Raw genomic sequence first — 24,067 nt, 5'->3', positions numbered from 1 at the left:
CGTACCTGGAGAAGCTCGGCTTCTACCTGGTCGGCTACGGCTGCACCACCTGCATCGGCAACTCGGGCCCGCTGCCCGAGCCGGTGTCGAACGCGGTGAACGAGGCCGACCTCGCCGTCGTCTCGGTGCTCTCGGGCAACCGCAACTTCGAGGGCCGGATCAACCCGGACGTCAAGATGAACTACCTGGCGTCCCCGCCGCTGGTCATCGCCTACGCGCTGGCCGGCTCGATGGACGTCGACCTCAACAACGAGCCGCTCGGCCAGGACCAGGACGGCAACGACGTCTTCCTGCGCGACATCTGGCCCTCGCCGCAGGAGGTCCAGCGGGTCATCGACCACGCCGTCTCCGCGGAGCAATTCGGCCGCAGCTACGAGGACGTGTTCGCCGGCACCGAGCAGTGGCAGAACCTGCCCACCCCGACCGGCGACACCTTCGAGTGGGACGCGGAGAGCACCTACGTGCGCCGTCCTCCGTACTTCGAGGGCATGCCGGCCGAGCCGGCCCCGGTCGAGGACATCACCGGCGCCCGCACCCTCGCGGTGCTCGGCGACTCGGTGACCACCGACCACATCTCGCCGGCCGGCTCGATCAAGGCCGACAGCCCGGCTGGCGTCTACCTGCGCGAGCACGGCGTCGACCGGCGTGACTTCAACTCCTACGGCTCGCGCCGCGGAAACCACGAGGTCATGATCCGCGGCACCTTCGCCAACATCCGGCTGCGCAACCAGCTGGTGCCCGGCACCGAGGGTGGCGTCACCAAGAACCACCTGACCGGGGAGACGACGTCGATCTACGAGGCGTCGCAGGCCTACCAGGAGGCAGGCATCCCGCTGGTCGTGCTGGCCGGCAAGGAGTACGGCTCCGGCTCGTCCCGCGACTGGGCGGCCAAGGGCACCGCGCTGCTGGGAGTCAAGGCCGTCATCGCCGAGAGCTACGAGCGCATCCACCGCTCGAACCTCATCGGCATGGGCGTCCTGCCGCTGCAGTTCCCCGAGGGCCAGAACCGCGAGTCGCTCGGCCTGACCGGTGACGAGGAGTTCACGATCACCGGCATCACCGCGCTGAACGACGGCTCCACGCCGCGCACGGTGAAGGTGAAGGCCGGCGACGTGGAGTTCGACGCCCGGGTGCGCATCGACACCCCCGGCGAGGCGAACTACTACCGCAACGGCGGGATCATGCAGTACGTCCTCCGGTCCCTGCGCGGTTCGGCCGCCTGATGGACCTGGGCCTGGGTGGTCGCGGGTTCCTGCTCACCGGCGCGAGCCGGGGGCTGGGACTCGCGACCGCCCGGGCCCTCGTGGACGACGGGGCGCGCGTGCTCATCAGCTCGCGCTCCCCGGAGTCCGTCGACGCCGCGGTCACCTCGCTCGGCGGGGCGCCGTCGGCCTCCGGGGTGACCGCCGACCTGGCCGACCCAGACGCCGCGGAGACGCTGGTCGCCGAGGCCGGCGAGCGGCTGGGGCAGGTCGACGGGGTGCTCGTCTCGGTGGGCGGCCCCGCGCCGGGCACCGTGCTCTCCACCGCCGAGGACGCGTGGCGGGCCGGGGTCGAATCGGTGCTGCTCGGTCCGCTGCGGCTGGTCCGGGCGCTCGTCCCGCACCTGCAGGAGGGCGCGGCCATCGCGTTCGTGCTCTCGATCTCCGTGAAGCAGCCGATCGGCCACCTGGCCATCTCCAACGGGCTGCGCCCCGGCCTGGCGATGACCGCGAAGGCCCTGGCCGACGAGCTCGGGCCGCGGGGCATCCGGGTGGTCGGGCTGCTGCCCGGGACGATCGCCACCGACCGCATCGCCGAGATCGAGGCGGCGTCCGGCGACGCCGCGGCCATGCGGGCGCGCACCGAGGCCGGCATCCCGCTGCGCCGCGTGGGCCGGCCCGAGGAGTTCGGCCGGATCGCCGCCTTCGCCCTCTCCCCCGCCGCCTCGTACCTGACCGGCACGATGATCGCCGTCGACGGCGGGATGACGCGCGGGCTGTGAGCGCACCGGTCCTGGTCGCCTGCGCGCACGGCACCCGCAACCCCACCGGCCGCCGGCTGATCGCCGAGCTGGCGCTGGCCGCCCGGGAGCAGCGCCCCGGACTGGTCACCACCGCGGCGTTCGTCGACGTGCAGCCGCCCACCGTGGTCGACGTGGTGGCCGGTCTCGCGGCCGAGGGGCGTCCCGCCGTCGTCGTCCCGCTGCTGCTGTCCGGCGGTTACCACGTGCACGTGGACATCGCCGGGGCCGTCGCGGACGCCGAGGGCGCCGTCGCCGCCCGGCCGCTGGGCCCCGATCCTCGGCTGGTGGCCGTGCTCCTGGACCGGCTGGCCGAGGCCGGCGCCGACCCGCACGACCCGCGCACCGCCGTCGTGCTGGCGGCCGCCGGGTCCAGCGACCCGCGCTCGGTCGCCGACGTGGAGAACACCGCCGGGCTGCTGCAGCGGTCGTGGGCGGGGCCGGTGACCACCGGCTACGGGTCCGCGGCCCGGCCCCCGGTGCCCGACGCCGTGGCCGCGGCCCGTCGCGCGGGTGCGGAGCGGGTGGTGCTGGCCTCCTACCTGCTCGCTCCCGGCCACTTCCACGACAAGCTGATCGGCGCCGGGGCGGACCTGGTCACCGCTCCCCTGCTGCCCGACGCGCGCATCGCCGCCGTCCTGCTCGACCGCTACGACGCCGCCGTGGCACCGGCTCCGGACGGAGCGGCCGCGGCTCGCCGGTGACCTATCGTGGGGCCACGATGAGCGACCCCGTGGACGACCAGCCGACGGACGGGAGCACTCCCGGGACCGCTCCCTCGGGCGGCCGGCGGTGGGACAAGGTGATCTCCGGCGTCGTCACCGCGGCCCTCGCGCTGGTGCTGGGCTTCGCCCTCGTCGTCCAGATCCGCAGCACCGAGGAGGCGGAGGACCGGACCGGGGCCACCGAGGAGGACCTGGTCCGGATCCTCGACGAGCTGGACGCCCGCGAGGAGGCCCTGCGCTCCCAGCTCAACGAGCGCGAGCAGGCGGTCGAGGAGCTCAGCGGCGGTCGGACGCAGTCGGGATCGGCACTGGCGGAGGCGCAGCGGCGGGCCGAGGCCATCGGCGTCCTCAACGGCACCCTGCCCGCCCGCGGCCCGGGGCTGCGCGTGGTCATCGAGGACCGGGAGGGCGCGGTGACGACGGCCGTGCTGCTCGATGCGATCCAGGAGCTTCGCGGTGCCGGCGCCGAGGCCATCGAGGTCGACGGCGTGCGGGTCGTGGCGTCCAGCTACGTCGGCGGCAGCCCGGGCGAGCTCACCGTGGACGGGACCGCGCTGGAGGCCCCGTACGAGATCGTGGCGATCGGGCCCCCCACCGACCTGGAGGTGGCGCTCAACGTCTCCGGCGGCGTCGTCGACGACGTCGCCCGCACCGGCGCCTCGTCCACGGTCACCCAGTCCGACGAGTTGCGGGTCGAGAGCGTCGTCCGCGGCGGCTGACCGCCCGTCCGCGGAAAGGCGGTCTGCTTTTCCGCGGAAAAGCCGCCCGCTTTTCCGCGGAAAAGCAGACCGTCGGGGCTACTGGGGGGCGAGCAGGCCGCGCAGCTCCTCGGTCAGGGCGTCCCGCGCCTCGGGGTGCTGGTGCCACGCGGCCGGGGTGGCCTGCAGGAGCTGGATGCGCCAGCGCCCGCCGCCGTCGTCCACCGCGACCATGGTGTGCACGGTGTGGAACTGCGCCTCCACGTCGCTGCCGCCCGGCGGGATCATGCCGGCGTGGGCGAGCAGCACGGCCACCCCGGGAGCAGCGGCGCGCACGGAGCGGATGACGGCGACGTAGGCGGCGGTCTGGTGGCTGCCGAAGATCTGGCGCAGGTGGGCGGCGATGGCCAGCCGGCCGTGGTGGTGGGTGCCGTCGTAGCCGACGATGTCGCCGTCGTCGGCGAAGCACGCCGCCACCGCTGCTCCGCTGCGCCGGTTCCAGCCGTCGAGGTAGGCGGCGTAGAGGGAGCGGATCTGGGCGTCGTGCGGATGCGCGGATGTCACGGGAGTGACGGTAGTGGTCAGGCGACGCGGACCGGCCGGGCCCCGCCGTCGGCGAACTGGGTCCGGTACAGGTCGGCGTAGCGCCCACCGAGTGCCAGCAACTCCGCGTGCGTGCCCGACTCCACGATGCGACCGTCGTCGACCACGAGGATCTGGTCGGCGCTGCGCACGGTGGAGAGCCGGTGGGCGATGACCAGCGACGTCCGGCCGCTCAGGGCCGCGTCCAGGGCGCGCTGGACGGCGGCCTCGGACTCGCTGTCCAGGTGCGCGGTGGCCTCGTCCAGGATCACGATGCCCGGCGCCTTGAGCAGCACCCGGGCGATCGCCAGCCGCTGCTTCTCCCCACCCGAGAGCCGGTACCCGCGGTCGCCGACGACGGTGTCCAGCCCGTCGGGCAGGGTGCGGACCAGGTCCGCGATGTGCGCGCCGTCCAGCGCGGCCCAGAGCTCCTCCTCGGTGGCCTCGGGCCGGGCGTAGAGCAGGTTGTTGCGCATCGTGTCGTGGAACAGGTGCGCGTCCTGGCTGACCACCCCGATGGTGTCGCGCAGCGAGGCGAGCGTCGCTTGCCGCACGTCGATCCCGCCGACCCGCACCGCGCCACCGGTGACGTCGTACAGCCGCGACACCAGGCTCGCGATGGTCGTCTTCCCGGCCCCGGACTGCCCGACCAGGGCGACCAGCTGGCCCGGCTCGACGCGGAAGGAGACGTCGTGCAGGACGTCGACCGGCCCGCCGTGCTCGGGCAGGGACACCTCTTCCAGTGACGGCAGCGACACGTCCTGGGCCGAGGGATAGCTGAACGAGACGGCGTCGAACTCGATCGACCGGTCACCGGCCGGCACCGGGACGGCGTCCTCTGCCTCGCGGATCATCGGCGGCAGGTCGAGCACCTCGAAGACCCGGTCGAAGCTCACCATGGCGCTCATGACGTCCACCCGGACGTTGGCCAGGGCGGTCAGCGGGCCGTAGAGCCGCGACAGCAGCAGCGCCAGGGCGACGACGTCGCCGGGGCTGAGCGACCCGGTGAACGCCAGGTACCCGCCCAGCCCGTAGACCAGCGCCGTCGCGAGAGCAGCGACCAGGGTGAGCGCGGTGAAGAAGAAGCGCCCGTACATGGCCGACAGGACGCCGATGTCGCGGACCCGGGCCGCGCGAGCGCTGAAGGAGCGCTCCTCCGCGTCGGGGCGGCCGAACAGCTTCACCAGCAGCGCGCCGGCCACGTTGAACCGCTCGGTCATCGTGGCGTTCATCGACGCGTTGAGCTCGTAGGACTCCCGGGTGATCTCCTGCAGGCGGCCACCGATGCGCCGGGCGGGCAGCACGAACAGCGGCACCAGCACCAGCGAGAGCAGGGTGATCTGCCAGGACAGCGTGAGCATGACGCCGGCGGTGAGGACCAGGCCGATCACGTTGGAGACGACGCCGGACAGGGTGGACGTGAAGGCCTGCTGCGCGCCGACGACGTCGTTGTTCAGCCGGCTGACCAACGCCCCGGTCTGCGTGCGGGTGAAGAAGGCGACCGGCATGCGCTGGACGTGGGCGAAGACCCTGCTGCGCAGGTCGTAGATGACGCCCTCGCCGATGCGCGCGGAGTACCAGCGGGTGGCGAGCGAGATGGCGGCGTCGACGACGGCGAGACCGGCGATGAACAGCGCGATCCGGACGATGTCGCCCGACGTCCCGTCGAGGGAGGCGATCCGGTTGACGATGTCACCGGCCAGCAGCGGGGTGACCACGCCGATCAGCGAGGAGCCGACCACCAGGAGCAGGAAGAACCCGAGGTCGCGCCGGTACGGGCGGGCGACGCCGAGGATCCGGCGCACTGTGCCGGGCGGCAGCCTCCGCCCGACGACCGACGGGTCGCGGCGGAAGGACCGCATCGCCGCCATGGAGGTCATGTTCGGGTTCATGGGCATGCCTCCTTCTGCCGGGCCGAGGGAGGCACCTGCCCTCGCCGCAACGCCGGGCGGTCGGACGCTGTTCCGCAGTGCCTCACCGGCAGAGCATCGCAGCGACCACCGACGCTTCAGCGTCCGGCGAGCTCCCGCAGCCGCAGCACCTGGGCCGACCGCTCGGCGGCGTCCTGGGTCTCGGGGTCGTTGCGCACGGCCGAGCGCACCAGGGCGGCGGTCGCCCGGCTCGCGGCAGCCGGCACGGCGGTGATCGCCCGGGTCAGCTGCGCCACGGCGTCCTCGAGCTGCCCGCGCGGGACGACGACGTTCGCCAGCCCCATCGCGTGCGCCTCGGCCGCGCCGACCGGGCGCCCGGTCAGGCAGATCTCCATCGCCCGCGAGTAGCCGACCAGCTCGACCAGGTTGCTCGTGCCGGTCAGGTCGGGCACCAGGCCGAGGGTCGGCTCCGGCAGCCGGAGCTGGGCGTCGTCGGCGAGCACCCGCAGGTCGCAGGCCAGGGCGAGCTGGCAGCCGGCGCCGATGGCGTGCCCCTGGACGGCGGCGATCGAGACGATGCCGGGCGAGCGCAGCCAGCGGAACCCGCGCTGGTACTCGCGGATCTGGTCCTCGGCCTCCGCCGTGGGCCGCCGCGCCAGGTCCCCGAGGCCGCCCGTGCTGCCCGGCGCCGCGTCGAACATGCTGCGGTCGAGCCCCGCGGAGAACGACCGCCCCTCACCGCGCAGCACGACCACGCGGACGTCGTCGTCGAGCGAGGCCCCGATGGCGGCGAGCGCCGACCAGGTCGCCGGCGTCTGCGCGTTGAGCTGCTCGGGCCGGTCGAGGGTGACGGTGAGGACGGCGCCGTCCCGCGCGGTGCGGACGAACCCGTCGGGCGTGGGGTCTGAGGTCACGCCTTCTTATTGTTCCGGTTGGCCCCACCGCGGCTGCGCAGGGTGGCACCGGACTCGGACAGCAGCCGGTGGACGAACCCGTAGGAGCGCTTGGTGGACTCCGCCAGCGAGCGGATGCTCTCGCCGCCGTCGTAACGCTTGCGCAGTTCGTCGGCGAGCGTGCTCCGGTCACCGCCGGTGATGCGCTTGCCCTTGCCCAGGTCGGCAGTGCTCGTGTCCGCCATGGCTTCCCTCCGTGTCAGCCGCCGGCAGAGCGCATCGGACGACGCGCACGTGCGCGGTGGTGGCTGTCGTTCCTGTGGTGCCACGGCCCCGCGGACCCCGGCCCCCTGCGCACCCATGATCACGCAGAAGCCGCGCCCCCGCGACGCGAGAAGGCGGAGAACCGGCTCATGCTTCGAGGAGGAACGAGCCATGCGACGTCGTGGCGATCAGCGCCCGATGGCCACGAGTTCGCATGGCTCGACGGGCGGCCGCAGGAACTAGGCCAGCTCGACGAGGTCGGCCAGGTCCTCGCTCCAGGCGTCCTCGGTGCCGTCGGGCAGCAGGATCACCTTGTCCGGGTCCAGCGCCCGGACCGCACCCTCGTCGTGGGTGACCAGCACGATCGCTCCGGTGTAGGTGCGCAGCGCCTCGAGCACCTGCTCGCGGCTGGCCGGGTCGAGGTTGTTGGTCGGCTCGTCGAGCAGCAGCACGTTGGCACCCGAGACGACGAGGGTCGCCATGGCCAGCCGGGTGCGCTCGCCACCGGAGAGGGTGCCGGTCCGCTGGTCGACCGTCTCACCGGAGAAGAGGAAGGCGCCGAGGATCTTGCGCAGCTCCGTGGCCGTGCTGTCCGGGGCGGCCGAGGCCATGTTCTCGAGCAGTGACCGGTCCATGTCCAGGGTCTCGTGCTCCTGGGCGTAGTAGCCCACCCGCAGCCCGTGCCCGGCCTTGACCTCGCCGGTGTCGGGCGTCTCCGTGCCGGCCAGCATCCGCAGCAGCGTCGTCTTCCCGGCGCCGTTCAGGCCGAGGACGACGACCCGCGCACCGCGGTCCACGGCGAGGTCGACGTCGGTGAAGATCTCCAGCGAGCCGTAACTCTTCGACAGGCCCTCGGCGGTCAGCGGCGTCTTGCCGCAGGCGGCCGGGGTCGGGAAGCGCAGCTTGGCGACCTTGTCGTGCACCCGCACCTCGGCCAGCCCGGCGGCCAGCCGCTCGGCGCGCTTGTCCATGCTCTTCGCGGCCTTGGCCTTGGTGGCCTTCGCGCGCATCTTGTCGGCCTGGGCGTTGAGCGTGTCGATCTTCCGCTCGGTGTTCGCCCGCTCCTGCTTGCGGCGCCGCTCGTCGGTCTCCCGCTGCTGCAGATACCGCTTCCAGCCGAGGTTGTAGATGTCCACCGTCGCCCGGTTGGCGTCGAGGTGCCACACCTTGTTGACCACGGCCTCGAGCAGCTCGACGTCGTGGCTGATGACGATGAGCCCGCCGGTGTGGCTGGACAGGAAGCCCTTGAGCCAGGTGATCGAGTCGCCGTCGAGGTGGTTGGTCGGCTCGTCAAGCAGCAGCGTCTCGGCGTCGGAGAACAGGATGCGGGCGAGCTCGACGCGGCGGCGCTGACCACCGGAGAGGGTGCGCAGCGGCTGGGCCAGCACACGGTCGGGCAGGCCGAGGTTGGTGCAGATGCGGGCGGCGTCGCTCTCGGCGGCGTACCCGCCCATGGCGGCGAACTGGTCCTCGAGGCGGCCGTAGCGGCGGACGGCCTTGTCCCGCTCGGCGTCGTCGGCCGGCTCGGCCATCGCGATCTGCGCCTTCACCAGCTGCGCGCGCAGCACGTCGAGCCCGCGGCCGGAGAGCACGCGGTCGCTGGCGGTGATGTCGAGGTCGCCGCTGCGCGGGTCCTGCGGCAGGTAGCCGATCTCGCCGGAGACGTCAACCTTGCCGGCGTGCGGGATGCGCTCACCGGCCAGCGTGGTGAGGGTGGTCGTCTTGCCTGCACCGTTGCGGCCGACCAGGCCGATCCGGTCGCCGGGCTGCACACGGAGGTCTGCGCCGCTGATGAGGATGCGGGCGCCGGCGCGCAACTCCAGGCCGGTCGTCGTGATCACTGAACCCAGGGTAGGCGCTCGCGGTGCGATACCACCCACGTCTCGGGGTGACATCGGCGGCATCCCCGCCCGCGGCCGAGCCGACCGGGGCACCCCGCCCTACGGTGGGAACGCCTCGGGGGGACGGGAAGGAGGCGGTCATGGGCTCGCAGCTCGCGCCGGCACCGCTCCCACCCCTGCCCTACCGCGCCCGCCCACCCCAGGTGCTGCTGGGCGTGGGCGCCGTCCTCCTCGTGAGCGCCGGCGCCGCGGTCGCGTCCGCCTACGGGGGCTCCCTCGCCCGCGCCCTGCTGCTCCCGCTGGCCGCCGTCGCCGCCGGGTTCGCCGTCCGGGCGGCCCGAGCGCGGCTGCACAGCTCGGAGGAGGTGCTGGCGGCCAGCGCCACGGGTCTCGCCGTGAGCGCCGCCGGTGGAGGAGGGAGCGCCTTCGACGACGGCGGTGGCGCGACCGCCCTGCTCGCCGTGGTTTTCCTGGTCCTGCACCGGGCCGCGCCGAGCACCGCGACGTGGCCCATGGCCTCCTGGGTAGCGGCGCAGCTCGCCGTCCTCCAGTTCCTCGACGAGGTGCCGGACGCGCTGCGCACCTCGGCCTACCTCGGCGTCGCGCTCGTGGGGCTGGACATCGCACTGTTCGGGCGGCCGGTGGTCGCGCGCCTCGCCCTGCTGACCACGGTGCCGTGGTGGGTGGCCGGCGTCGTCAGCGGCTCCACCACCGCGTGGACCGGCCCGGGTGCCGAGCGCGCCCTCTCAGCGGTGCTGGTGGTCGGGGCCGGCCTGGGCCTCGTCGTGGTCCGCCTGCGCCGGGTCCTCGACCCGCTGACCGGTCCGCCGAGGGCCGCCCCGGTGCTCGCCGGGTCGGTCGGGGGCGCCGCCGTCACGGGGGCCTGCTCCGCGCTGGGGACGGCGGCGGTCACCTCCACCGGGTACGCCGGGGTCCTGCTGGCCAGCGTGGCGGCGGCCGTGCTGACCGGCTGGCGCCGCGGGTTGTTCCTCCCCCTCGCGCTGGCCGCGGGCACGGTGATGACGGCGCTGAGCGTGGGCCGGCTGGTCGCCGGACAGCAGTGGTCGGCGCTCTCCGTGCTGCTCGTGCTCACCGCCGTCCCGACCGTGTGGGTGGCCGTGCGCCGCCCCGACGACCGGCCGCTCGCGCTGCCGGTCGCGGTGGGGAGCCTGGCGGGCGCGGCACTGCTGGCCGTGCCCGACGGGGTGCTCAGCCCGACGTCCGCCGCGGTGGCGCTGACCGCCCTCTACGCCGCCGCGATGGCGGCCGGGGCGGAGCTGGACACCGCGTCCCGCCGGGCCACGGCCGTCGCCGCCGCCGTCTGCGGTGCCGCGGCCATCCTGCTGGTGGTGGCGCGGGAGCGTCCGTGGGTGCTGGCCGCCGTGCTCGCCGTGCAGGGCACCTGCACCCTCCTCTGGGCGTGGCGCACGTGGACGACCCGGCACACGGCCGACGACGCCGGGATGTCGCGCGGCGCCTGGCGGGTGGGTGCCGCCCAGCTGGTGGCGGCCGCGTGGGTGGCCGCCGGGTCCGCCGACGTCGGCGCCGTCGAGTGGTTCTCGCTGCCCGCGGCGGCCGGCCTCCTGCTGGCCGCCGGCCCCGGCCTGCTGCACGGCAGCTCGTGGGCCAGCTGGGGCCCGGGGCTGCTCGTCGCCGCCGTCCCGTCCACGGTGCTGGCCGTGGTCGGCACCGACGCACCGCGGACGGTCGCCGTTCTCGTCGCCGCGGCTGCGGTGCTGGTGGCCGGCGCGCGCCGGGCGGTGCGCGCGCCCCTGCAGATCGGCGCCGGGACGGCGCTGGCGCTGGCCCTCGGCCTGAGCGTGCGGGCGCTGCCGTGGCCGGTGGCGACCGCCCTGGTCGTCGGCGGCCTGCTGCTGGCCGTCGGGGCGCGCCGCGAACGCCGTCCGGTCGCGGGCTTCGCCACCCGCCTGGCCGACCTCCGCTGACCCGGCCGGTCACCCCTCCCGGTGGTCGACCGGCGACAGCCGGACCACCGCGATCCGCCGGCTGACCGACGCCTGGTAACCGTCGTAGGTGTCGATGTTTGCGTTGAGCGCGTCCCAGAGCCGGGATCGGTCCTGCTCCCCCACCTCGGTAGCGAGCACGTCGATCCGCCGACCGCGGACCTCCACCGAGCACCGCGGCTCGGCCTGGAGGTTGCGCCACCACTGCGGCTCGAGGTCGATGCCGCCGTTGGACGCGGCGACGACCAGGTCCTCGCCGTCCCGCGCATAGGCCAGCGGGGTCGTGAAGGAACGGCCCGAGACGCGGCCCCGGTGGGTGAGCAGCAGGACCTGCCCGCCGCGGAAACGGTTGCCCAGCCGCCCGCTCGACCAGCGGTTGAGCCGCACGTGCCAGCCGGCGACGACCCGGGTGACCACGGTCAGGGCACGGTCGCGGCGCGAAGTGGTCGCTCGTCCGAAGGTCCGCGCGTCCCGCCGGTCGAACAGCCGGGCCATCAGCCGGCCGAAGGCGAGGAACGGCGGGTTGGCCCCGGGGATCCGCCGGGCCTGGTCCGGCGAGAGCCCGGACATCACCCAGCCCAGCACCGCGGGGACCTCCCTCGGCCGGTAGTCCTTGGCGAGGACCTCCCGGTCCAGCCGCGCCCAGTCCGCCGGGGTGAGGTGCTGCTGCACGAGCGGCATGCCGTCGCGCTCCTCGTGGGCCAGGTGCGCGCCGACCAGGTCGCGGAGCCGTCCGGTGGTGGCGGTCAGCCGATCGCGCGTCGCCGCGTTCCCGGTCCCGGCGGCGAGCATGCCCAGGTCGCCGGTCGCGCTCGCCAGGAGGGGGGTCGATGGCCGCGTGCTCCTCCGCCAGGGCGCCCAGCACGGCGGGGTCGGCCCCGCGCTCGGCCAGGAGCGGCCACAGCGCGGCGTCCTCACCCCGGTGGTGCTTGTGCAGCACCGAGCCGAAGAAGGCGAACCGGCGGGCCAGGCGGGCCCAGCGCGGCGCGGCGGACGGCGACAGGGTGGGCACCGTGCTGGCGAAGGCATCCAGGTCCCGCCGGAACGCGCGGTGCATGAGGTACATCGGCGCGAGGTCGACCGGGCCCTCGGGCGCGGCGGCCTGGCCGGGCAGGAGGAGCTGCGGGACGGCGGGGGCGACGGAGGTCATGGTCTGCCTCGCTCGGGGTGGGCGTCCGGTTCGACCGACAGCGGCAGCGTGGGACGCACGCCCCCGCCAGGGCAAGGGCTTCGCTCCCCGGACGCACTTCTGGGGTGTTCCTCGCGCCTTTCGGGTCCTGCCGGACCGGTGAAGCGCGAAGAACACCCCAGAGGCTGGAACGGCCCCGCTGCAGGGGCCCGCGCCGAGCGTGCGAGGCGTGGGGGGCAGCGGGGTCCTTCTAGACGCGGAAGCCGAGGGCGCGCAGCTGCTCGCGCCCGTCGTCGGTGATCTTGTCGGGACCCCACGGCGGCATCCAGACCCAGTTGATCCGGATGTCGTCCACGAGCCCGGGGCCGGGGCCGCCGGTCAGGGCCTGGCGGGCCTGGTCCTCGATGACGTCGGTCAGCGGGCAGGCCGCCGAGGTCAGCGTCATGTCGATGACCGCGACCTGCGACTCGCCCTCGTCGGCGACGTCGAGGCCGTAGACCAGGCCGAGGTCGACGACGTTCACGCCGAGCTCGGGGTCGACGACGTCGCGCATGGCCTCCTCGACGTCCTCGAGCAGGGCCGTCTTGTAGGCCGGGAGGTCGCCCGGCGCACCGTCGGTGGCGGGCGTGGCGTTCTCGGTGCTGCTGTCGGCGCTCATGGCGTTCCTCCAGGGTTCGTGGTGGCCAGTGCCCGGGCGGAGGCGTCCTTCAACGCCATCCAGCTCATCAGCGCGCACTTGATGCGGGCCGGGTACTTCGAGACGCCGGCGAACGCGACGGCGTCCTCCAGGGTGTCCTCGAGCTTCTCGGCCACGGTCGGGTCGCCCTTGGCCTGCATGAGCGTCATGAAGTCCTCGCCGGTGGCCAGGGCCTCGGTGACGCTCTTGCCGAGCACGAGGTCGTACATCGCCGAGATCGAGGCCTGGCTGATCGAGCAGCCCATGCCCTCGTAGGACACGTCGGCGACGGTGTCCCCCTCGAGGTGCAGCCGGAGCGTCACCTCGTCACCGCACGTCGGGTTGACGTGGTGCACCTCGGCCTCGAAGGGCTCGCGCAGGCCACGCCCGTGCGGGTTCTTGTAGTGGTCCAGGATGATCTCCTGGTACATCGACTCGAGCTGCATCAGATCGACCTCACGCAGTTCCGAAGAACTTCTGGGCCGCGCGAATTCCGTCCGCCAGGGCGTCGATGTCGTCGTAGCCCGTGTGCACGTAGAACGTGGCCCGGGTCGTGGCGGGGACGCCGTAGCGGCGCACGACCGGCCAGGCGCAGTGGTGCCCCACGCGCACGGCGATGCCGTGGTCGTCGAGGACCTGCCCGACGTCGTGCGGGTGGATGCCCTCGACGGTGAAGGAGACCGCTCCCCCGCGCGCGACGGTGTCCGGCGGGCCGACCACGGTGACGCCGGGGATCTCGGCGAGCTTCTGCAGCGCGTAGCCGGTGATGGCCTCCTCGTGGGCCTGCACCGTGTCCATGCCGAGGCCCTGCAGGTACTCGACGGCGGCGGCCAGGCCGATCACCTGCGCGGTCATCGGGACGCCGGCCTCGAAGCGCTGCGGCGGGGCGGCGAAGGTGGAGCCCTCCATCCGCACGACCTCGATCATCGAGCCACCGGTGAGGAACGGCGGCAGCTTGTCGAGCACCTCGTAGCGGCCCCACAGCACGCCGACGCCGGTGGGCCCCAGCATCTTGTGCCCGGAGAACACCAGGAAGTCCGCGCCCAGCTCGGTCACGTCGACCGGCTGGTGCGGCACCGACTGCGCGCCGTCGACCAGCACCAGGGCACCGACCTCGCGGGCCCGGGCGACGATCTCGCCGAGCGGGTTGATCGTGCCGAGGATGTTCGACTGCTGGGTCACCGCGACCAGCTTGGTGCGCTCGTTGACCACGGTGGCCAGGTCGGAGAGGTCCAGCCGGCCGTCGTCGGTCAGGCCGAGCCAGCGCAGGGTCGCCCCGGTCCGCTCGCACAGCTGCTGCCAGGGCACCAGGTTGGCGTGGTGCTCCATCTCGGTGACCACGATCTCGTCACCCTGGCCGACGGCGTAGGTGCGGAACTCCTCCTCCTTCGCCGTGGCGGCGTTGGAGAGGGCGTAGGCCACCAGGTTGATCGCCTCGGTCGTGTTGCGGGTGAAGACGATCTCCCGGTCCGGGGCGCCGATGAACCCGCCGATGGTGGCGCGGGCGGCCTCGTAGGCACCCGTCGCCTCCTCGGCGAGCGCGTGGGCGCCCCGGTGCGGAGCGGCGTTGACGTTCTCGTAGAACCAGCGCTCGGCGTCCAGCACCGAACGGGGCTTCTGCGAGGTGGCGCCGGAATCCAGGTAGACCAGCCGCTTCCCGTCCCGGACGGTGCGGGTCAGGATCGGGAAGTCCGCCCGGATCGCCTCGACGTCCAGGGGCAGCGGCTCGTGCGCCCCGACAGGACGCGAGACGGTCTGGGTCATGCTGTCGCGGTCTCCTTCGAGCCCTTCACGTAGGCGGCGTAGCCCTCGTTCTCAAGCTTCTCGGCGAGCTCCGCGCCGCCCTCCTCGACGACCTTGCCGGCCACGAAGACGTGCACGAAGTCGGGCTTGATGTAGCGCAGGATCCGCGTGTAGTGCGTGATCAGCAGGACGCCGATCTCGCCCTCCTCGCGGGTGCGGTTCACGCCCTCGGAGACGATCCGCAGCGCGTCGACGTCCAGACCCGAGTCGGTCTCGTCGAGGATCGCGATGGCCGGCTTGAGCAGCCGCATCTGCAGGATCTCGTGACGCTTCTTCTCACCGCCGGAGAAGCCCTCGTTGACGTTGCGCTCGGCGAAGGCGGAGTCCATCTCGAGCAGCTCCATCTCGCTCTTGACGTCCTTCACCCAGGTGCGCAGCTTGGGCGCCTCGCCCTTGATGGCCGTGGCGGCGGTCCGGAGGAAGTTGGACACGCTCACCCCCGGCACCTCGACGGGGTACTGCATGGCCAGGAACAGGCCAGCGCGGGCGCGCTCGTCGACGCTCATGGCGAGGACGTCCTCGCCGTCGAGGGTCACGGTGCCGCCGGTGACGGTGTACTTCGGGTGGCCGGCGATCGAGTAGGCCAGGGTCGACTTGCCCGACCCGTTGGGGCCCATGATCGCGTGGGTCTCGCCCGAGCGGACGGTCAGGTCGACGCCGCGGAGGATCTCCTTGGCGTCGTCACCCTCGCCCACGGTGACGTGCAGGTCGCGGATCTCCAGAACGGACACTTCTTCTCGCTCTCTCATTCACCGGCCGCGAGCGGGAGACGGCCGTCGCTCTCGGTGTCGACGAGCACGGCATCCCCTTCCACGCGGACCGGGTAGACGTCGACCGGTTCGGTCGCCGGCAGGTTGGTGGGCTCGCCCGTGCGCAGGTCGAAGCACGAGCCGTGCAGGAAGCACTCGATGGTCGGGGCGCCGCCGAACAGCTCGACGTCCCCCTCGCTCAGCGGAACGTCGGCGTGCGAGCACCGGTCCTCGAGGGCGTACAGCTCGCCCTCGAAGCGGACGACGGCGACGTCGACGTCCGCGAGCTCGACGCGCAGGGCGCCGTTCTCGGGGACCTCGGACAGTGCGCAGACCCGTTCGAAGGCCATGGTCAGGAGACCTCGACCGGCTGCTCGTCCAGACCGGGCAGGGCGCCGAGGCGGGCCTCGATGGTGCTCATCAGGCGGTCCTGCAGCGCGTCGACGCCGATCCGCTGGACGACGTCGGCGAAGAAGCCGCGGACGACCAGCCGGCGGGCGGTCTCGGCGTCGATGCCGCGCGAGCAGAGGTAGAACAGCTGCTCGTCGTCGAACCGGCCGGTGGCGCTGGCGTGGCCGGCGCCGACGATCTCGCCGGTCTCGATCTCCAGGTTCGGCACCGAGTCGGCGCGGGCCCCGTCGGTGAGCACCAGGTTCCGGTTGAGCTCGTAGGTCTCGGTGCCGGTGGCGGCCGGCCGGATGCGGACGTCGCCGATCCAGACCGTGCGCGCACCCTCACCCTGCAGCGCACCCTTGTAAAGCACGTTGCTGACGCAGTTCGGGACGGCGTGGTCGACCCAGAGCCGGTGCTCCTGGTGCTGCGTCTCGTCGGAGAAGTACACGCCGAAGAGCTCCGCGCGGCCGCCGGGACCGGCGTACTGCACGTTGCTGACCAGCCGCACCAGGTCGCCGCCGAGGGTGGCCACGACCTGGGTGAACGAGGCGTCCCGGCCGACGACGGCGTCGTACTGGCCGCCGTGCACCGCGCCGGGCGCCCAGTCCTGCACCGAGACGAGGGTGACCTGCGCGCCGTCGCCGACGATCACGGTCACGCCACCGGAGTACGTGGCCAGGCCGGTGTGGTCGAGCACGACGGTCGCCTTGGCGAACGCGCCGACCTCGACGACCAGCTGGCCCCAGACGACGTCCTCGCCACCGGTGCCGGCCAGGCCGAGGGTGACCGGTCGGTCCAGCTGCGCCTCGCCTGCGATGCGGACGACGTCGGCTCCCCGGGCCCGCTGACGGGTGAGGGCGGCCAGCCGGTCGACCGGCTCGGGCAGGCCCTTGACCAGCGGGTCACCGGCGTCCACGCGGGTGAGCTCGACGCCCTCGGGGAGGTCGGTGGTCCAGCTGAGCGTGGCGTCCGAGTCGGCGCCGTCCAGCAACGGACGGATGCGCCGCATCGGCGTGAAGCGCCACGTCTCCTCCCGGCCGGTGGGCACGCCGAAGGCGTCCGGGTCGGTGGAGGTGAACCGCTCCGCCGGCGAGCCGGTCGGGGTGGGGCCGCCGTGCGAGTGCGCGCCCGGGGTCACGTCACCGGCGGAACCGGTGTCGGGCGCCGGGGTGGTCGGCGGACCGGCCTGCGCGCCCACGCCCGGAGCGAAGAGCTCCGAGGCGAGGGTGCTCGACTGGGTGGTGAGATCGGTGTTCGGGTCGGTCATCAGCCGACGGCACCTTCCATCTGCAGCTCGATGAGCCGGTTGAGCTCGAGGGCGTACTCCATGGGCAGCTCGCGGGCGATCGGCTCGACGAACCCGCGCACCACCATCGCCATGGCCTCGTCCTCGGAGAGGCCGCGGCTCATGAGGTAGAAGAGCTGGTCGTCGCTGACCCGGGAGACGGTCGCCTCGTGACCCATGGAGACGTCGTCCTCGCGGACGTCGACGTAGGGGTAGGTGTCCGACCGGCTGATCGTGTCGACCAGCAGGGCGTCGCACTTGACGGTGGACTTGGAGCCGTAGGCGCCCTCGTCGACCTGCACGAGACCGCGGTAGGAGGTGCGGCCACCGCCACGGGCCACCGACTTCGAGACGATCGTCGAGGAGGTGTGCGGCGCGGCGTGCACCATCTTGGCGCCGGCGTCCTGGTGCTGGCCCTCGCCCGCGAAGGCGATGGAGAGGACCTCGCCCTTGGCGTGCTCGCCGGTCATCCAGACGGCCGGGTACTTCATCGTCACCTTGGAGCCGAGGTTGCCGTCGACCCACTCCATGGTCGCGCCCTCGTGGGCCACGGCCCGCTTGGTGACCAGGTTGTAGACGTTGTTCGACCAGTTCTGGATGGTCGTGTACCGGCAGCGCGCGTTCTTCTTGACGATGATCTCGACGACCGCGGAGTGCAGCGAGTCGCTCTTGTAGATCGGCGCGGTGCAGCCCTCGACGTAGTGCACGTAGGCGCCCTCGTCGACGATGATCAGCGTCCGCTCGAACTGGCCCATGTTCTCGGTGTTGATCCGGAAGTAGGCCTGCAGCGGGATCTCGACGTGCACGCCCGGCGGCACGTAGATGAACGAGCCACCCGACCACACGGCGGTGTTCAGCGCGGCGAACTTGTTGTCGCCCGAGGGGATCACCGAGCCGAAGTACTCCTGGAAGATCTCCGGGTGCTCCTTGAGGGCGGTGTCCGTGTCGAGGAAGATCACCCCCTGCTCCTCCAGGTCCTCGCGGATCTGGTGGTAGACGACCTCGGACTCGTACTGGGCGGCGACACCGGCGACCAGCCGCTGCTTCTCGGCCTCCGGGATGCCCAGCTTGTCGTAGGTGTTCTTGATGTCCTCGGGCAGCTCCTCCCAGGACGTCGCCTGCTTCTCGGTGGAGCGCACGAAGTACTTGATGTTCTGGAAGTCGATGCCGGAGAGGTCCGAGCCCCAGTCGGGCATGGGCTTCCGGTCGAAGAGCTTGAGCGCCTTGAGCCGGCGCTCGAGCATCCACTCGGGCTCGCTCTTGCGGGCCGAGATGTCGCGGACGACGTCCTCGGAGAGCCCGCGGCGGGCGGAGGCACCCGCGACGTCGGCGTCGGCCCAGCCGTACTCGTAGCGGCCGAGCTGCTCGATCTGCTCGTCCTGCGTCAGCGGCGCGGCCGGCTGCTGGGTGCTGGTCATGCGGGCGTCCTCTCCCGGTCGTTCGTGGGGGTGGTGCTGGTCCTCGTGCGCGCGCGATCGGGCGCTGCGGGCTCACGTCGTACAGGGCGTGCGGGGGCCGTTCTGTTCCCCGGACGCAGCGGCCCTGGGAGGTGTGTGGTGCAGATCCCGTCACCGTGGGCGATCGTGGCCAGCCGTTGCACGTGGCTGCCCACGAGCCGGCCGATCACCGCGGTCTCGGCCTCGCACAGCTGGGGGAACTCCGCGGCCACGTGCGCCACCGGGCAGTGGTGCTGGCAGAGCTGCCCCCCGCCGGAGATCGCCGAGGCCGTGGCAGCGTAGCCCTCGGCCGTGAGCGCGGCGGCCAGGGCCTGGGCCCGGTCCACCGGCGCTCCCCCGGCCAACCGCACGGCGCTCTCGACGGCGCTGGACGCGCGCGCCTCGAGCCCGGCGAGCTGCTGCTCGGCCACCGCCCGGACCGCGTCCGGACCACCGGCGGCGGCGACGTACCGGAGCGCGGTCAGCGCGAGGTCGTCGTAGGCGTGCGGGAAGGCGGAGCGGCCGGCGTCGGTGAGGTGGAACCGCCGGGCCGGGCGGCCCCGGCCGCGCTGCGGCTCGCGGGCGACGCGCTCCTCGATGCGGCCGGCGGCGACGAGGGAGTCCAGGTGCCGGCGGACGGCGGCCGGCGAGATGCCCAGCCGCGTGGCGAGCTCGGCGGCGGTCTGCGGCCCGTGCTCGAGGAGCAGGGCGCTGACGCGGTCGCGGGTACGCCCGTCGTCGGCCGGAGCCGACGAGCGCGGGGGTGCCACGGCGTTTTCCACAACACGAGTGTGTCCTAAATCGGGGGCCCTGCAAGCAAGGTGAACCTAACTGAAGGGCCCTCCTGCCCCCCACCACTCGCACGCGTGCGGCGGGCCCCTGCAGGAGGGCCGCCGCAGACGTGAGCAGACTCACGTCGGACCGGTGCCTTCTAGCATCGGAGGCGTGCCGGTCCTGCCCCGCTCCTTCTCCCCCGCGACCATCTCGCGCCTCTCGCTGGCCAACGCCGTCGCCAACGGGCTGATCGTCGTCACCGGCGGAGCCGTGCGGCTGACCGGCTCCGGGCTGGGCTGCCCGACCTGGCCGCGCTGCACCTCGGAGAGCTTCACCACGACGCCGGAGCTGGCCGGGCACGGCGTCATCGAGTTCGGCAACCGGCTGCTGACCTTCGTGCTCGCCGCCGTCGCCATCGCCACCGTCGTCGCCGTCTGGCGCTCGTCGCGGCGCGACCTGCGCCGGCTGGCCGCCCTGACGTTCATCGGCATCCCGGCCCAGGCACTGCTCGGCGGCGTCACCGTGCTGACCGGGCTCAACCCGTGGACCGTCGCCGCGCACTTCCTCGTCTCCGCGGTGCTGGTCGCGCTGGCCACCACCCTGTGGCTGCGGTCGCGCGAGCCCGGCGTCGGGGCACCCCTGCTGCGCCGGCCCTTCGTGCTGCTCACCTGGGGCATCGCCGCGGCGACGGCGGCGGTGCTCGTGCTCGGCACGATCGTCACCGGCAGCGGCCCGCACAGCGGCGACGTCGACGAGGCCGACGTCCCCACCGGTGACCGGATCGGCGTGGACACCGAGCTGATCAGCCAGCTGCACGCCGACGTCGTCTTCCTGCTCATCGGGCTGACCGTGGCCCTGCTGGTCGCGCTGTACGCCACCGACTCCCCCGACCGCGTCCGCCGGGCGGCGCGCGACCTGCTGGTCGTGCAGCTGGCGCAGGGCGTCGTCGGCTACGTGCAGTACTTCACCGACCTGCCCATCGCCCTGGTGCTGCTGCACATGCTGGGCGCGGTGCTCGTCACGGCGTACACGGCGCGGCTGGTCTGGTCGGTCCGCGGCCCGGCGTCGGACCTCCCGCTGACCGCCCCGTCGACGCCCGAGGCCGCCGCCTCCCGCTGACGCAGCGATGTCCCTCAGACGGACATTTCCAGGCGTCGAATGTCCGGTTCAGGGACACCGCTCACGGAACCCGGCGTCACCCGTGGAAGACGAGGACGACGGCGAGCGATCCGTCGGGTGACTCCCAGCGGCCCGCGGTCACCGTCTCCTTCGCGGTGCGCGCGTCAGCCCACGCGGGCCAGGAGTCCTCCTCGTCGTGCCAGACCAGCCGCCCGCCGACGAGATAGGTGAGCACGGGCCAGCCGGCCTCGATCAGCGACTCGACCTCGCCCGCCTCGAGGCGGGGCACGACGAGGGAGTAGGTCTGCCAGTCGGGCCCGACGAACTGCCCCATCCGGGCGTTGGCGAGGTCCCGCCTCACACGATGGCGTCGACGACGATCGCGACCATCAGCAGCGCCAGGTACGAGATCGAGACGTGGAACAGCTGCATGGGCTTCATGTCGCCGCCGCGCCTGATGCGGCCGAGCAGGCGGTGGGCCTCCACGACGAACCAGCCGCCCAGCAGCACCGCGGGCACCGTGTAGCCGAGGCCGATGCCGTAGCCGGTCGCCACGGGCCAGAGCAGCAGCGAGACCGCGACGGTCGCCCAGGCCCACGCGACGGCCTGCCGGCCCACCGACAGCGCCGTGGTGACCACCGGCAGCATCGGGACGTCGGCGCGCGCGTAGTCCTCCCGGAACCGCAGGGCCAGCGCCCAGAAGTGCGGCATCTGCCAGCAGAAGACGACGGCGAAGACGACGACGGCGGGCCAGTCCAGCGAACCGGTGACGGCGGCCCAGCCGATGAGCACCGGCGCCGCGCCCGGCACCCCGCCCCACTCGGTGCTGCGGCGGGTGTGCCGCTTGAACACCATCGTGTAGAGCACCGCGTAATAAAAGATTGCCGCCGCCGCGAGCGCCGCGGCCAGCAGCGTGGTGGTGACGGCGAGCAGCGCGATCGAGCCGACCGTCAGGACGCAGCCGAAGACCAGCGCGGCCCGCGGGCTGACCTCGCCGGTGACCAGCGGCCGCTTCTGGGTGCGCTGCATCAGCCGGTCGATGTCGCGGTCGAAGTAGCAGTTGAAGACGTTCGCGGCGCCGGCGGCGAGCGTGCCACCGACCAGGGTGGCGGCCAGCAGCGAGAACGAGGGCCAGCCGCGGGCGGCCAGCATCATCGCCGGCACCGTGGTGACGAGCAGCAGCTCGATGATGCGCGGCTTGGTGAGCCCGACGTAGGCGAGCACCCGGGCCCGGACGGCGGCGGCGCGGCCACCGGTCCGGCCCTCCTGGCGGGCGCTGGTGAAGCGCTCGGACAGCGCGGTCACCGGGTGCCCTCGAGCGCGGCGGCGCGCGGGCAGCAGGGCACCAAGGTGTCCCTTCGAGAACGAGGATGTGAACTCCGGCCACTGTAGACGGGGCCGCGCCCCGGTCCCCTCGCGGTGTGGGCCCGGATGACTAGGGTTGATCGCGTTGTGGCTGCGTGCGCAGCGGGTAGGGCCGACGTCGACGGCGACGACGGTGCGCCCGGTCGATCCGGGTCGGGCGCCGCCCGCGCGACGCAGGGCCAGATCTTCGAGGGAGCACCCAGCACATGACGCAGAGCACCGGGTCGGAAGCGCCGGCCGAGGCCGCGACGGACACCCCGACCGGCTCCCCGAGCCAGCCGAACCCGACCCTCCCCGAGGGCTTCGGCGAGCTGGACCGCCGCGCGATCGACACCGCGCGCGTCCTGGCGATGGACGCCGTCCAGAAGGTCGGCAACGGCCACCCCGGGACGGCGATGAGCATGGCGCCGACCGCCTACCTGCTGTTCCAGAAGTGGCTCCGCCACGACCCTAGCGACCCGAACTGGGTCGCCCGCGACCGGTTCGTGCTCTCGATGGGGCACTCGAGCCTGACGCTGTACGTGCAGCTCTACCTCTCCGGCTACGGCATGGAGCTGGAGGACCTCCAGGCGCTCCGCACGTGGGGCTCGCAGACCCCCGGGCACCCCGAGGTCAACCACACCCCCGGCGTCGAGACGACGACCGGCCCGCTCGGCCAGGGCGTCGGCAACGCCGTCGGCATGGCGATGGCCGCCCGCCGCGAACGCGGGCTGCTCGACCCCGACGCCCCCGAGGGCGAGAGCCTGTTCGACCACACCATCTGGGCGTTCTGCTCCGACGGTGACCTCGAGGAGGGCGTGAGCGCCGAGGCGTCGTCCCTGGCCGGCACGCAGCAGCTGGGCAACCTCGTGCTCGTCTACGACGACAACCGGATCTCCATCGAGGACGACACGACCGTCGCCTTCACCGAGGACGTCGCCAAGCGCTACGAGGCCTATGGCTGGCACGTGCAGCGCGTCGACGACGGCGAGGACCTGGCCGCCGTGGACGCCGCGTTCGCCGCGGCGAAGGCCGAGACCAGCCGCCCGTCGTTCATCCAGCTCCGGACGATCATCGCCTGGCCGGCGCCGAACAAGCAGAACACCGGCGCGGCGCACGGCTCCGCGCTCGGCGACGACGAGGTGCGCGCCACCAAGGAGATCCTCGGCTTCGACCCGGGCAAGGACTTCGACGTCGCCTCGGAGGTCATCGCGCACGCGCGCCAGGTCGTCGACCGGGGGCGCCAGGCGCACGGCGACTGGCAGGAGCGCTTCGACGCCTGGAAGCAGGGCAACCCCGACGGCGCCGCGCTGCTGGAGCGGATGAGCACCCGCACCCTGCCCGAGGGCTGGCGGGAGTTGCTGCCCTCCTGGGACGCCGACCCGAAGGGCGTCGCCACCCGCAAGGCCTCGGGCGAGGTGCTCGCGGCCCTGTACCCGGTGATCCCCGAGCTCTGGGGCGGCTCCGCGGACCTCGCGGAGAGCAACAACACCGCGGTGAAGGGCGAACCGTCGTTCCTGCCCGCGAACCGGCAGACGAAGATGTGGACCGGCGGGCCCTACGGCCGCACGCTGCACTTCGGTGTCCGTGAGCACGCCATGGGCGCGGTCATGAACGGCATCGCGCTGCACGGCGGCACCCGCGTCTACGGCGGCACCTTCCTCACCTTCTCCGACTACATGCGCGGAGCGGTGCGGCTGGCCGCCCTCATGCAGCTGCCGGTCACCTACGTGTGGACCCACGACTCGATCGGCCTGGGCGAGGACGGTCCGACCCACCAGCCGATCGAGCACTTCGCCGCGCTGCGGGCGATCCCCGGCCTCGACGTCGTCCGCCCGGCGGACGCCAACGAGGTCGCCGTCGCCTGGCGGACCGTGCTGGAGCACAACGACCGCCCCGCGGGCCTGCTGCTGTCGCGGCAGAACCTCCCGGTGTTCGACCGCGGTGAGTTCGCCTCCGCCGAGGGCACGGCCCGCGGTGCCTACGTGCTCGCCGAGGCCTCCGGCGGCGCCCCCGAGGTGATCCTGCTGGGCACCGGCTCGGAGGTGCAGATCGCCGTCGCCGCCCGCGAGCAGCTGGAGGCCGACGGCGTCCCGACCCGGGTCGTGTCGGTGCCGTGCGTGGAGTGGTTCGCCGACCAGGACCAGGCCTACAAGGACGAGGTGCTCCCGCCCTCGGTCCGCGCCCGGGTCAGCGTCGAGGCCGGCGTGCCCATGGGCTGGCGCGAGTTCGTCGGTGACGCCGGCCGGATCGTCGGCCTGACGCACTACGGCGCGAGCGCGGCCTACTCGGTGCTCTACGAGAAGTTCGGGCTCACCCACGAGGCGGTCGTGTCCGCGGCCCGGGAGAGCATCGCGGCCGCCGCCTCGGGGAACGCCGTGCCCGCCGGCCCGGTTGCAGCGACCGGAGGGCTCCCCCACCCCACCGGCGACCGCTGAAAGCAAAAGGACCCTGCCGCCCCCCGAACCTCGCGAGCTCGGCCCGGGTCCCTGCGCCAGGGCCTTCCAGACGCACCCACC

Annotated in this window: 23 protein-coding genes; 7 read left to right on the top strand and 16 right to left on the bottom strand. The window is 73.2% G+C overall.

Translation table 11 applies throughout. The annotated features are described in order from the left end of the window. The 4 genes from DQ239_RS17335 to DQ239_RS17320 all read left to right on the top strand — a co-directional run. Window positions 1–1,223: aconitase family protein (locus tag DQ239_RS17335; protein WP_233489433.1), on the top strand; the 1,223-nt coding region annotated here is incomplete at its 5' end. Next, window positions 1,223–1,984, top strand: coding sequence for an SDR family oxidoreductase (locus tag DQ239_RS17330; protein WP_113835658.1), 762 nt, complete (start codon window positions 1,223–1,225; stop codon window positions 1,982–1,984). The genes DQ239_RS17335 and DQ239_RS17330, both read left to right, overlap by 1 nt. Beyond that, entirely contained in the window at window positions 1,981–2,706 is a 726-nt protein-coding gene (locus tag DQ239_RS17325; protein ID WP_113835657.1) for a sirohydrochlorin chelatase, read from the top strand. Before DQ239_RS17330 ends, DQ239_RS17325 begins: the two co-directional genes overlap by 4 nt. 17 nt (window positions 2,707–2,723) lie before the next feature. Then, complete coding sequence (locus DQ239_RS17320; protein ID WP_113835656.1) at window positions 2,724–3,446, top strand: DUF881 domain-containing protein; 723 nt, start codon at window positions 2,724–2,726, stop codon at window positions 3,444–3,446. Between the two features lie 78 nt (window positions 3,447–3,524). Here the strand turns inward: DQ239_RS17320 and DQ239_RS17315 are convergent, their stop codons facing one another. From DQ239_RS17315 to DQ239_RS17295, 5 genes are all read right to left on the bottom strand, one after another. After that, complete coding sequence (locus tag DQ239_RS17315) at window positions 3,525–3,989, bottom strand: SgcJ/EcaC family oxidoreductase (RefSeq protein ID WP_113835655.1); 465 nt, start codon at window positions 3,987–3,989, stop codon at window positions 3,525–3,527. A 17-nt stretch (window positions 3,990–4,006) separates the two neighbouring features. After that, window positions 4,007–5,905: an ABC transporter ATP-binding protein gene (locus tag DQ239_RS17310; protein WP_113835654.1), complete on the bottom strand. Its 1,899-nt coding sequence runs from the start codon at window positions 5,903–5,905 to the stop codon at window positions 4,007–4,009. 110 nt (window positions 5,906–6,015) lie between these two features. Next, window positions 6,016–6,792, bottom strand: a complete 777-nt coding sequence (locus DQ239_RS17305) for an enoyl-CoA hydratase/isomerase family protein (protein ID WP_113835653.1) — start codon at window positions 6,790–6,792, stop codon at window positions 6,016–6,018. After that, window positions 6,789–7,016 carry a helix-turn-helix domain-containing protein gene (locus DQ239_RS17300; protein ID WP_113835652.1) on the bottom strand — a complete coding sequence of 76 codons (228 nt, stop codon included), beginning with the start codon at window positions 7,014–7,016 and terminating at the stop codon, window positions 6,789–6,791. The genes DQ239_RS17305 and DQ239_RS17300 overlap by 4 nt, the downstream gene beginning before the upstream one ends. A 258-nt stretch (window positions 7,017–7,274) precedes the next feature. Then, a complete protein-coding gene (locus tag DQ239_RS17295) occupies window positions 7,275–8,876 on the bottom strand; it encodes an ABC-F family ATP-binding cassette domain-containing protein (RefSeq protein WP_113835651.1) in 1,602 nt (533 codons plus the stop codon). 140 nt (window positions 8,877–9,016) lie between these two features. Between DQ239_RS17295 and DQ239_RS17290 the strand changes: the two genes are divergently transcribed. After that, window positions 9,017–10,822 carry a hypothetical protein gene (locus DQ239_RS17290; protein WP_113835650.1) on the top strand — a complete coding sequence of 602 codons (1,806 nt, stop codon included), beginning with the start codon at window positions 9,017–9,019 and terminating at the stop codon, window positions 10,820–10,822. 9 nt (window positions 10,823–10,831) lie between these two features. On the opposite strand, the gene DQ239_RS17285 is transcribed toward DQ239_RS17290, so the two are convergent. The 9 genes from DQ239_RS17285 to DQ239_RS17240 all read right to left on the bottom strand — a co-directional run bounded on the left by DQ239_RS17285 (window position 10,832) and on the right by DQ239_RS17240 (window position 19,093). Continuing rightward, window positions 10,832–11,632 (bottom strand): nitroreductase/quinone reductase family protein, encoded by an 801-nt coding sequence (locus DQ239_RS17285; RefSeq protein WP_113835649.1) that lies wholly within the window; start codon window positions 11,630–11,632, stop codon window positions 10,832–10,834. A gap of 587 nt (window positions 11,633–12,219) precedes the next feature. After that, window positions 12,220–12,627, bottom strand: a complete 408-nt coding sequence (locus DQ239_RS17275; RefSeq protein ID WP_113835648.1) for a metal-sulfur cluster assembly factor — start codon at window positions 12,625–12,627, stop codon at window positions 12,220–12,222. Next, window positions 12,624–13,091, bottom strand: a complete 468-nt coding sequence (sufU, locus tag DQ239_RS17270; RefSeq protein ID WP_113835647.1) for a Fe-S cluster assembly sulfur transfer protein SufU — start codon at window positions 13,089–13,091, stop codon at window positions 12,624–12,626. Before sufU ends, DQ239_RS17275 begins: the two co-directional genes overlap by 4 nt. A 10-nt stretch (window positions 13,092–13,101) precedes the next feature. Continuing rightward, the gene (locus tag DQ239_RS17265; RefSeq protein ID WP_113835646.1) at window positions 13,102–14,409 is read right to left on the bottom strand and encodes a cysteine desulfurase; all 1,308 of its coding nucleotides are present in this window, start codon (window positions 14,407–14,409) and stop codon (window positions 13,102–13,104) included. Then, window positions 14,406–15,179, bottom strand: coding sequence for a Fe-S cluster assembly ATPase SufC (gene sufC, locus DQ239_RS17260; protein ID WP_113835645.1), 774 nt, complete (start codon window positions 15,177–15,179; stop codon window positions 14,406–14,408). Before sufC ends, DQ239_RS17265 begins: the two co-directional genes overlap by 4 nt. A gap of 14 nt (window positions 15,180–15,193) precedes the next feature. Then, window positions 15,194–15,547 (bottom strand): non-heme iron oxygenase ferredoxin subunit, encoded by a 354-nt coding sequence (locus DQ239_RS17255; RefSeq protein ID WP_113835644.1) that lies wholly within the window; start codon window positions 15,545–15,547, stop codon window positions 15,194–15,196. Between the two features lie 2 nt (window positions 15,548–15,549). Beyond that, window positions 15,550–16,857: a Fe-S cluster assembly protein SufD gene (gene sufD / locus DQ239_RS17250; RefSeq protein ID WP_199583118.1), complete on the bottom strand. Its 1,308-nt coding sequence runs from the start codon at window positions 16,855–16,857 to the stop codon at window positions 15,550–15,552. After that, entirely contained in the window at window positions 16,857–18,293 is a 1,437-nt protein-coding gene (sufB, locus tag DQ239_RS17245) for a Fe-S cluster assembly protein SufB (RefSeq protein WP_113835643.1), read from the bottom strand. The genes sufD and sufB overlap by 1 nt, the downstream gene beginning before the upstream one ends. Then, window positions 18,290–19,093, bottom strand: coding sequence for a metalloregulator ArsR/SmtB family transcription factor (locus DQ239_RS17240; RefSeq protein WP_233489431.1), 804 nt, complete (start codon window positions 19,091–19,093; stop codon window positions 18,290–18,292). The genes sufB and DQ239_RS17240 overlap by 4 nt, the downstream gene beginning before the upstream one ends. A gap of 163 nt (window positions 19,094–19,256) precedes the next feature. On the opposite strand from DQ239_RS17240, the gene DQ239_RS17235 reads away from it, so the two are divergent. Further along, entirely contained in the window at window positions 19,257–20,204 is a 948-nt protein-coding gene (locus tag DQ239_RS17235) for a COX15/CtaA family protein (RefSeq protein WP_113835641.1), read from the top strand. A 76-nt stretch (window positions 20,205–20,280) separates the two neighbouring features. On the opposite strand, the gene DQ239_RS17230 is transcribed toward DQ239_RS17235, so the two are convergent. Beyond that, a complete protein-coding gene (locus DQ239_RS17230) occupies window positions 20,281–20,565 on the bottom strand; it encodes a hypothetical protein (RefSeq protein ID WP_113835640.1) in 285 nt (94 codons plus the stop codon). Then, on the bottom strand, window positions 20,562–21,509 hold the full coding sequence (locus DQ239_RS17225; RefSeq protein ID WP_233489429.1) for a heme o synthase: 948 nt from the start codon (window positions 21,507–21,509) through the stop codon (window positions 20,562–20,564). Before DQ239_RS17225 ends, DQ239_RS17230 begins: the two co-directional genes overlap by 4 nt. 266 nt (window positions 21,510–21,775) lie before the next feature. On the opposite strand from DQ239_RS17225, the gene tkt reads away from it, so the two are divergent. Beyond that, window positions 21,776–23,986 carry a transketolase gene (tkt, locus tag DQ239_RS17220; protein ID WP_113835638.1) on the top strand — a complete coding sequence of 737 codons (2,211 nt, stop codon included), beginning with the start codon at window positions 21,776–21,778 and terminating at the stop codon, window positions 23,984–23,986. The last annotated feature ends 81 nt before the right edge of the window (window positions 23,987–24,067 follow it).

This window comes from Blastococcus sp. TF02-09 (genome assembly GCF_003319105.1).
In the GTDB taxonomy this organism is placed as follows: Bacteria; Actinomycetota; Actinomycetes; order Mycobacteriales; family Geodermatophilaceae; genus Blastococcus.
The sequence above is the reverse complement of the archived record's forward strand: the minus strand, read 5'-3'. Positions and strand labels throughout refer to the sequence as shown.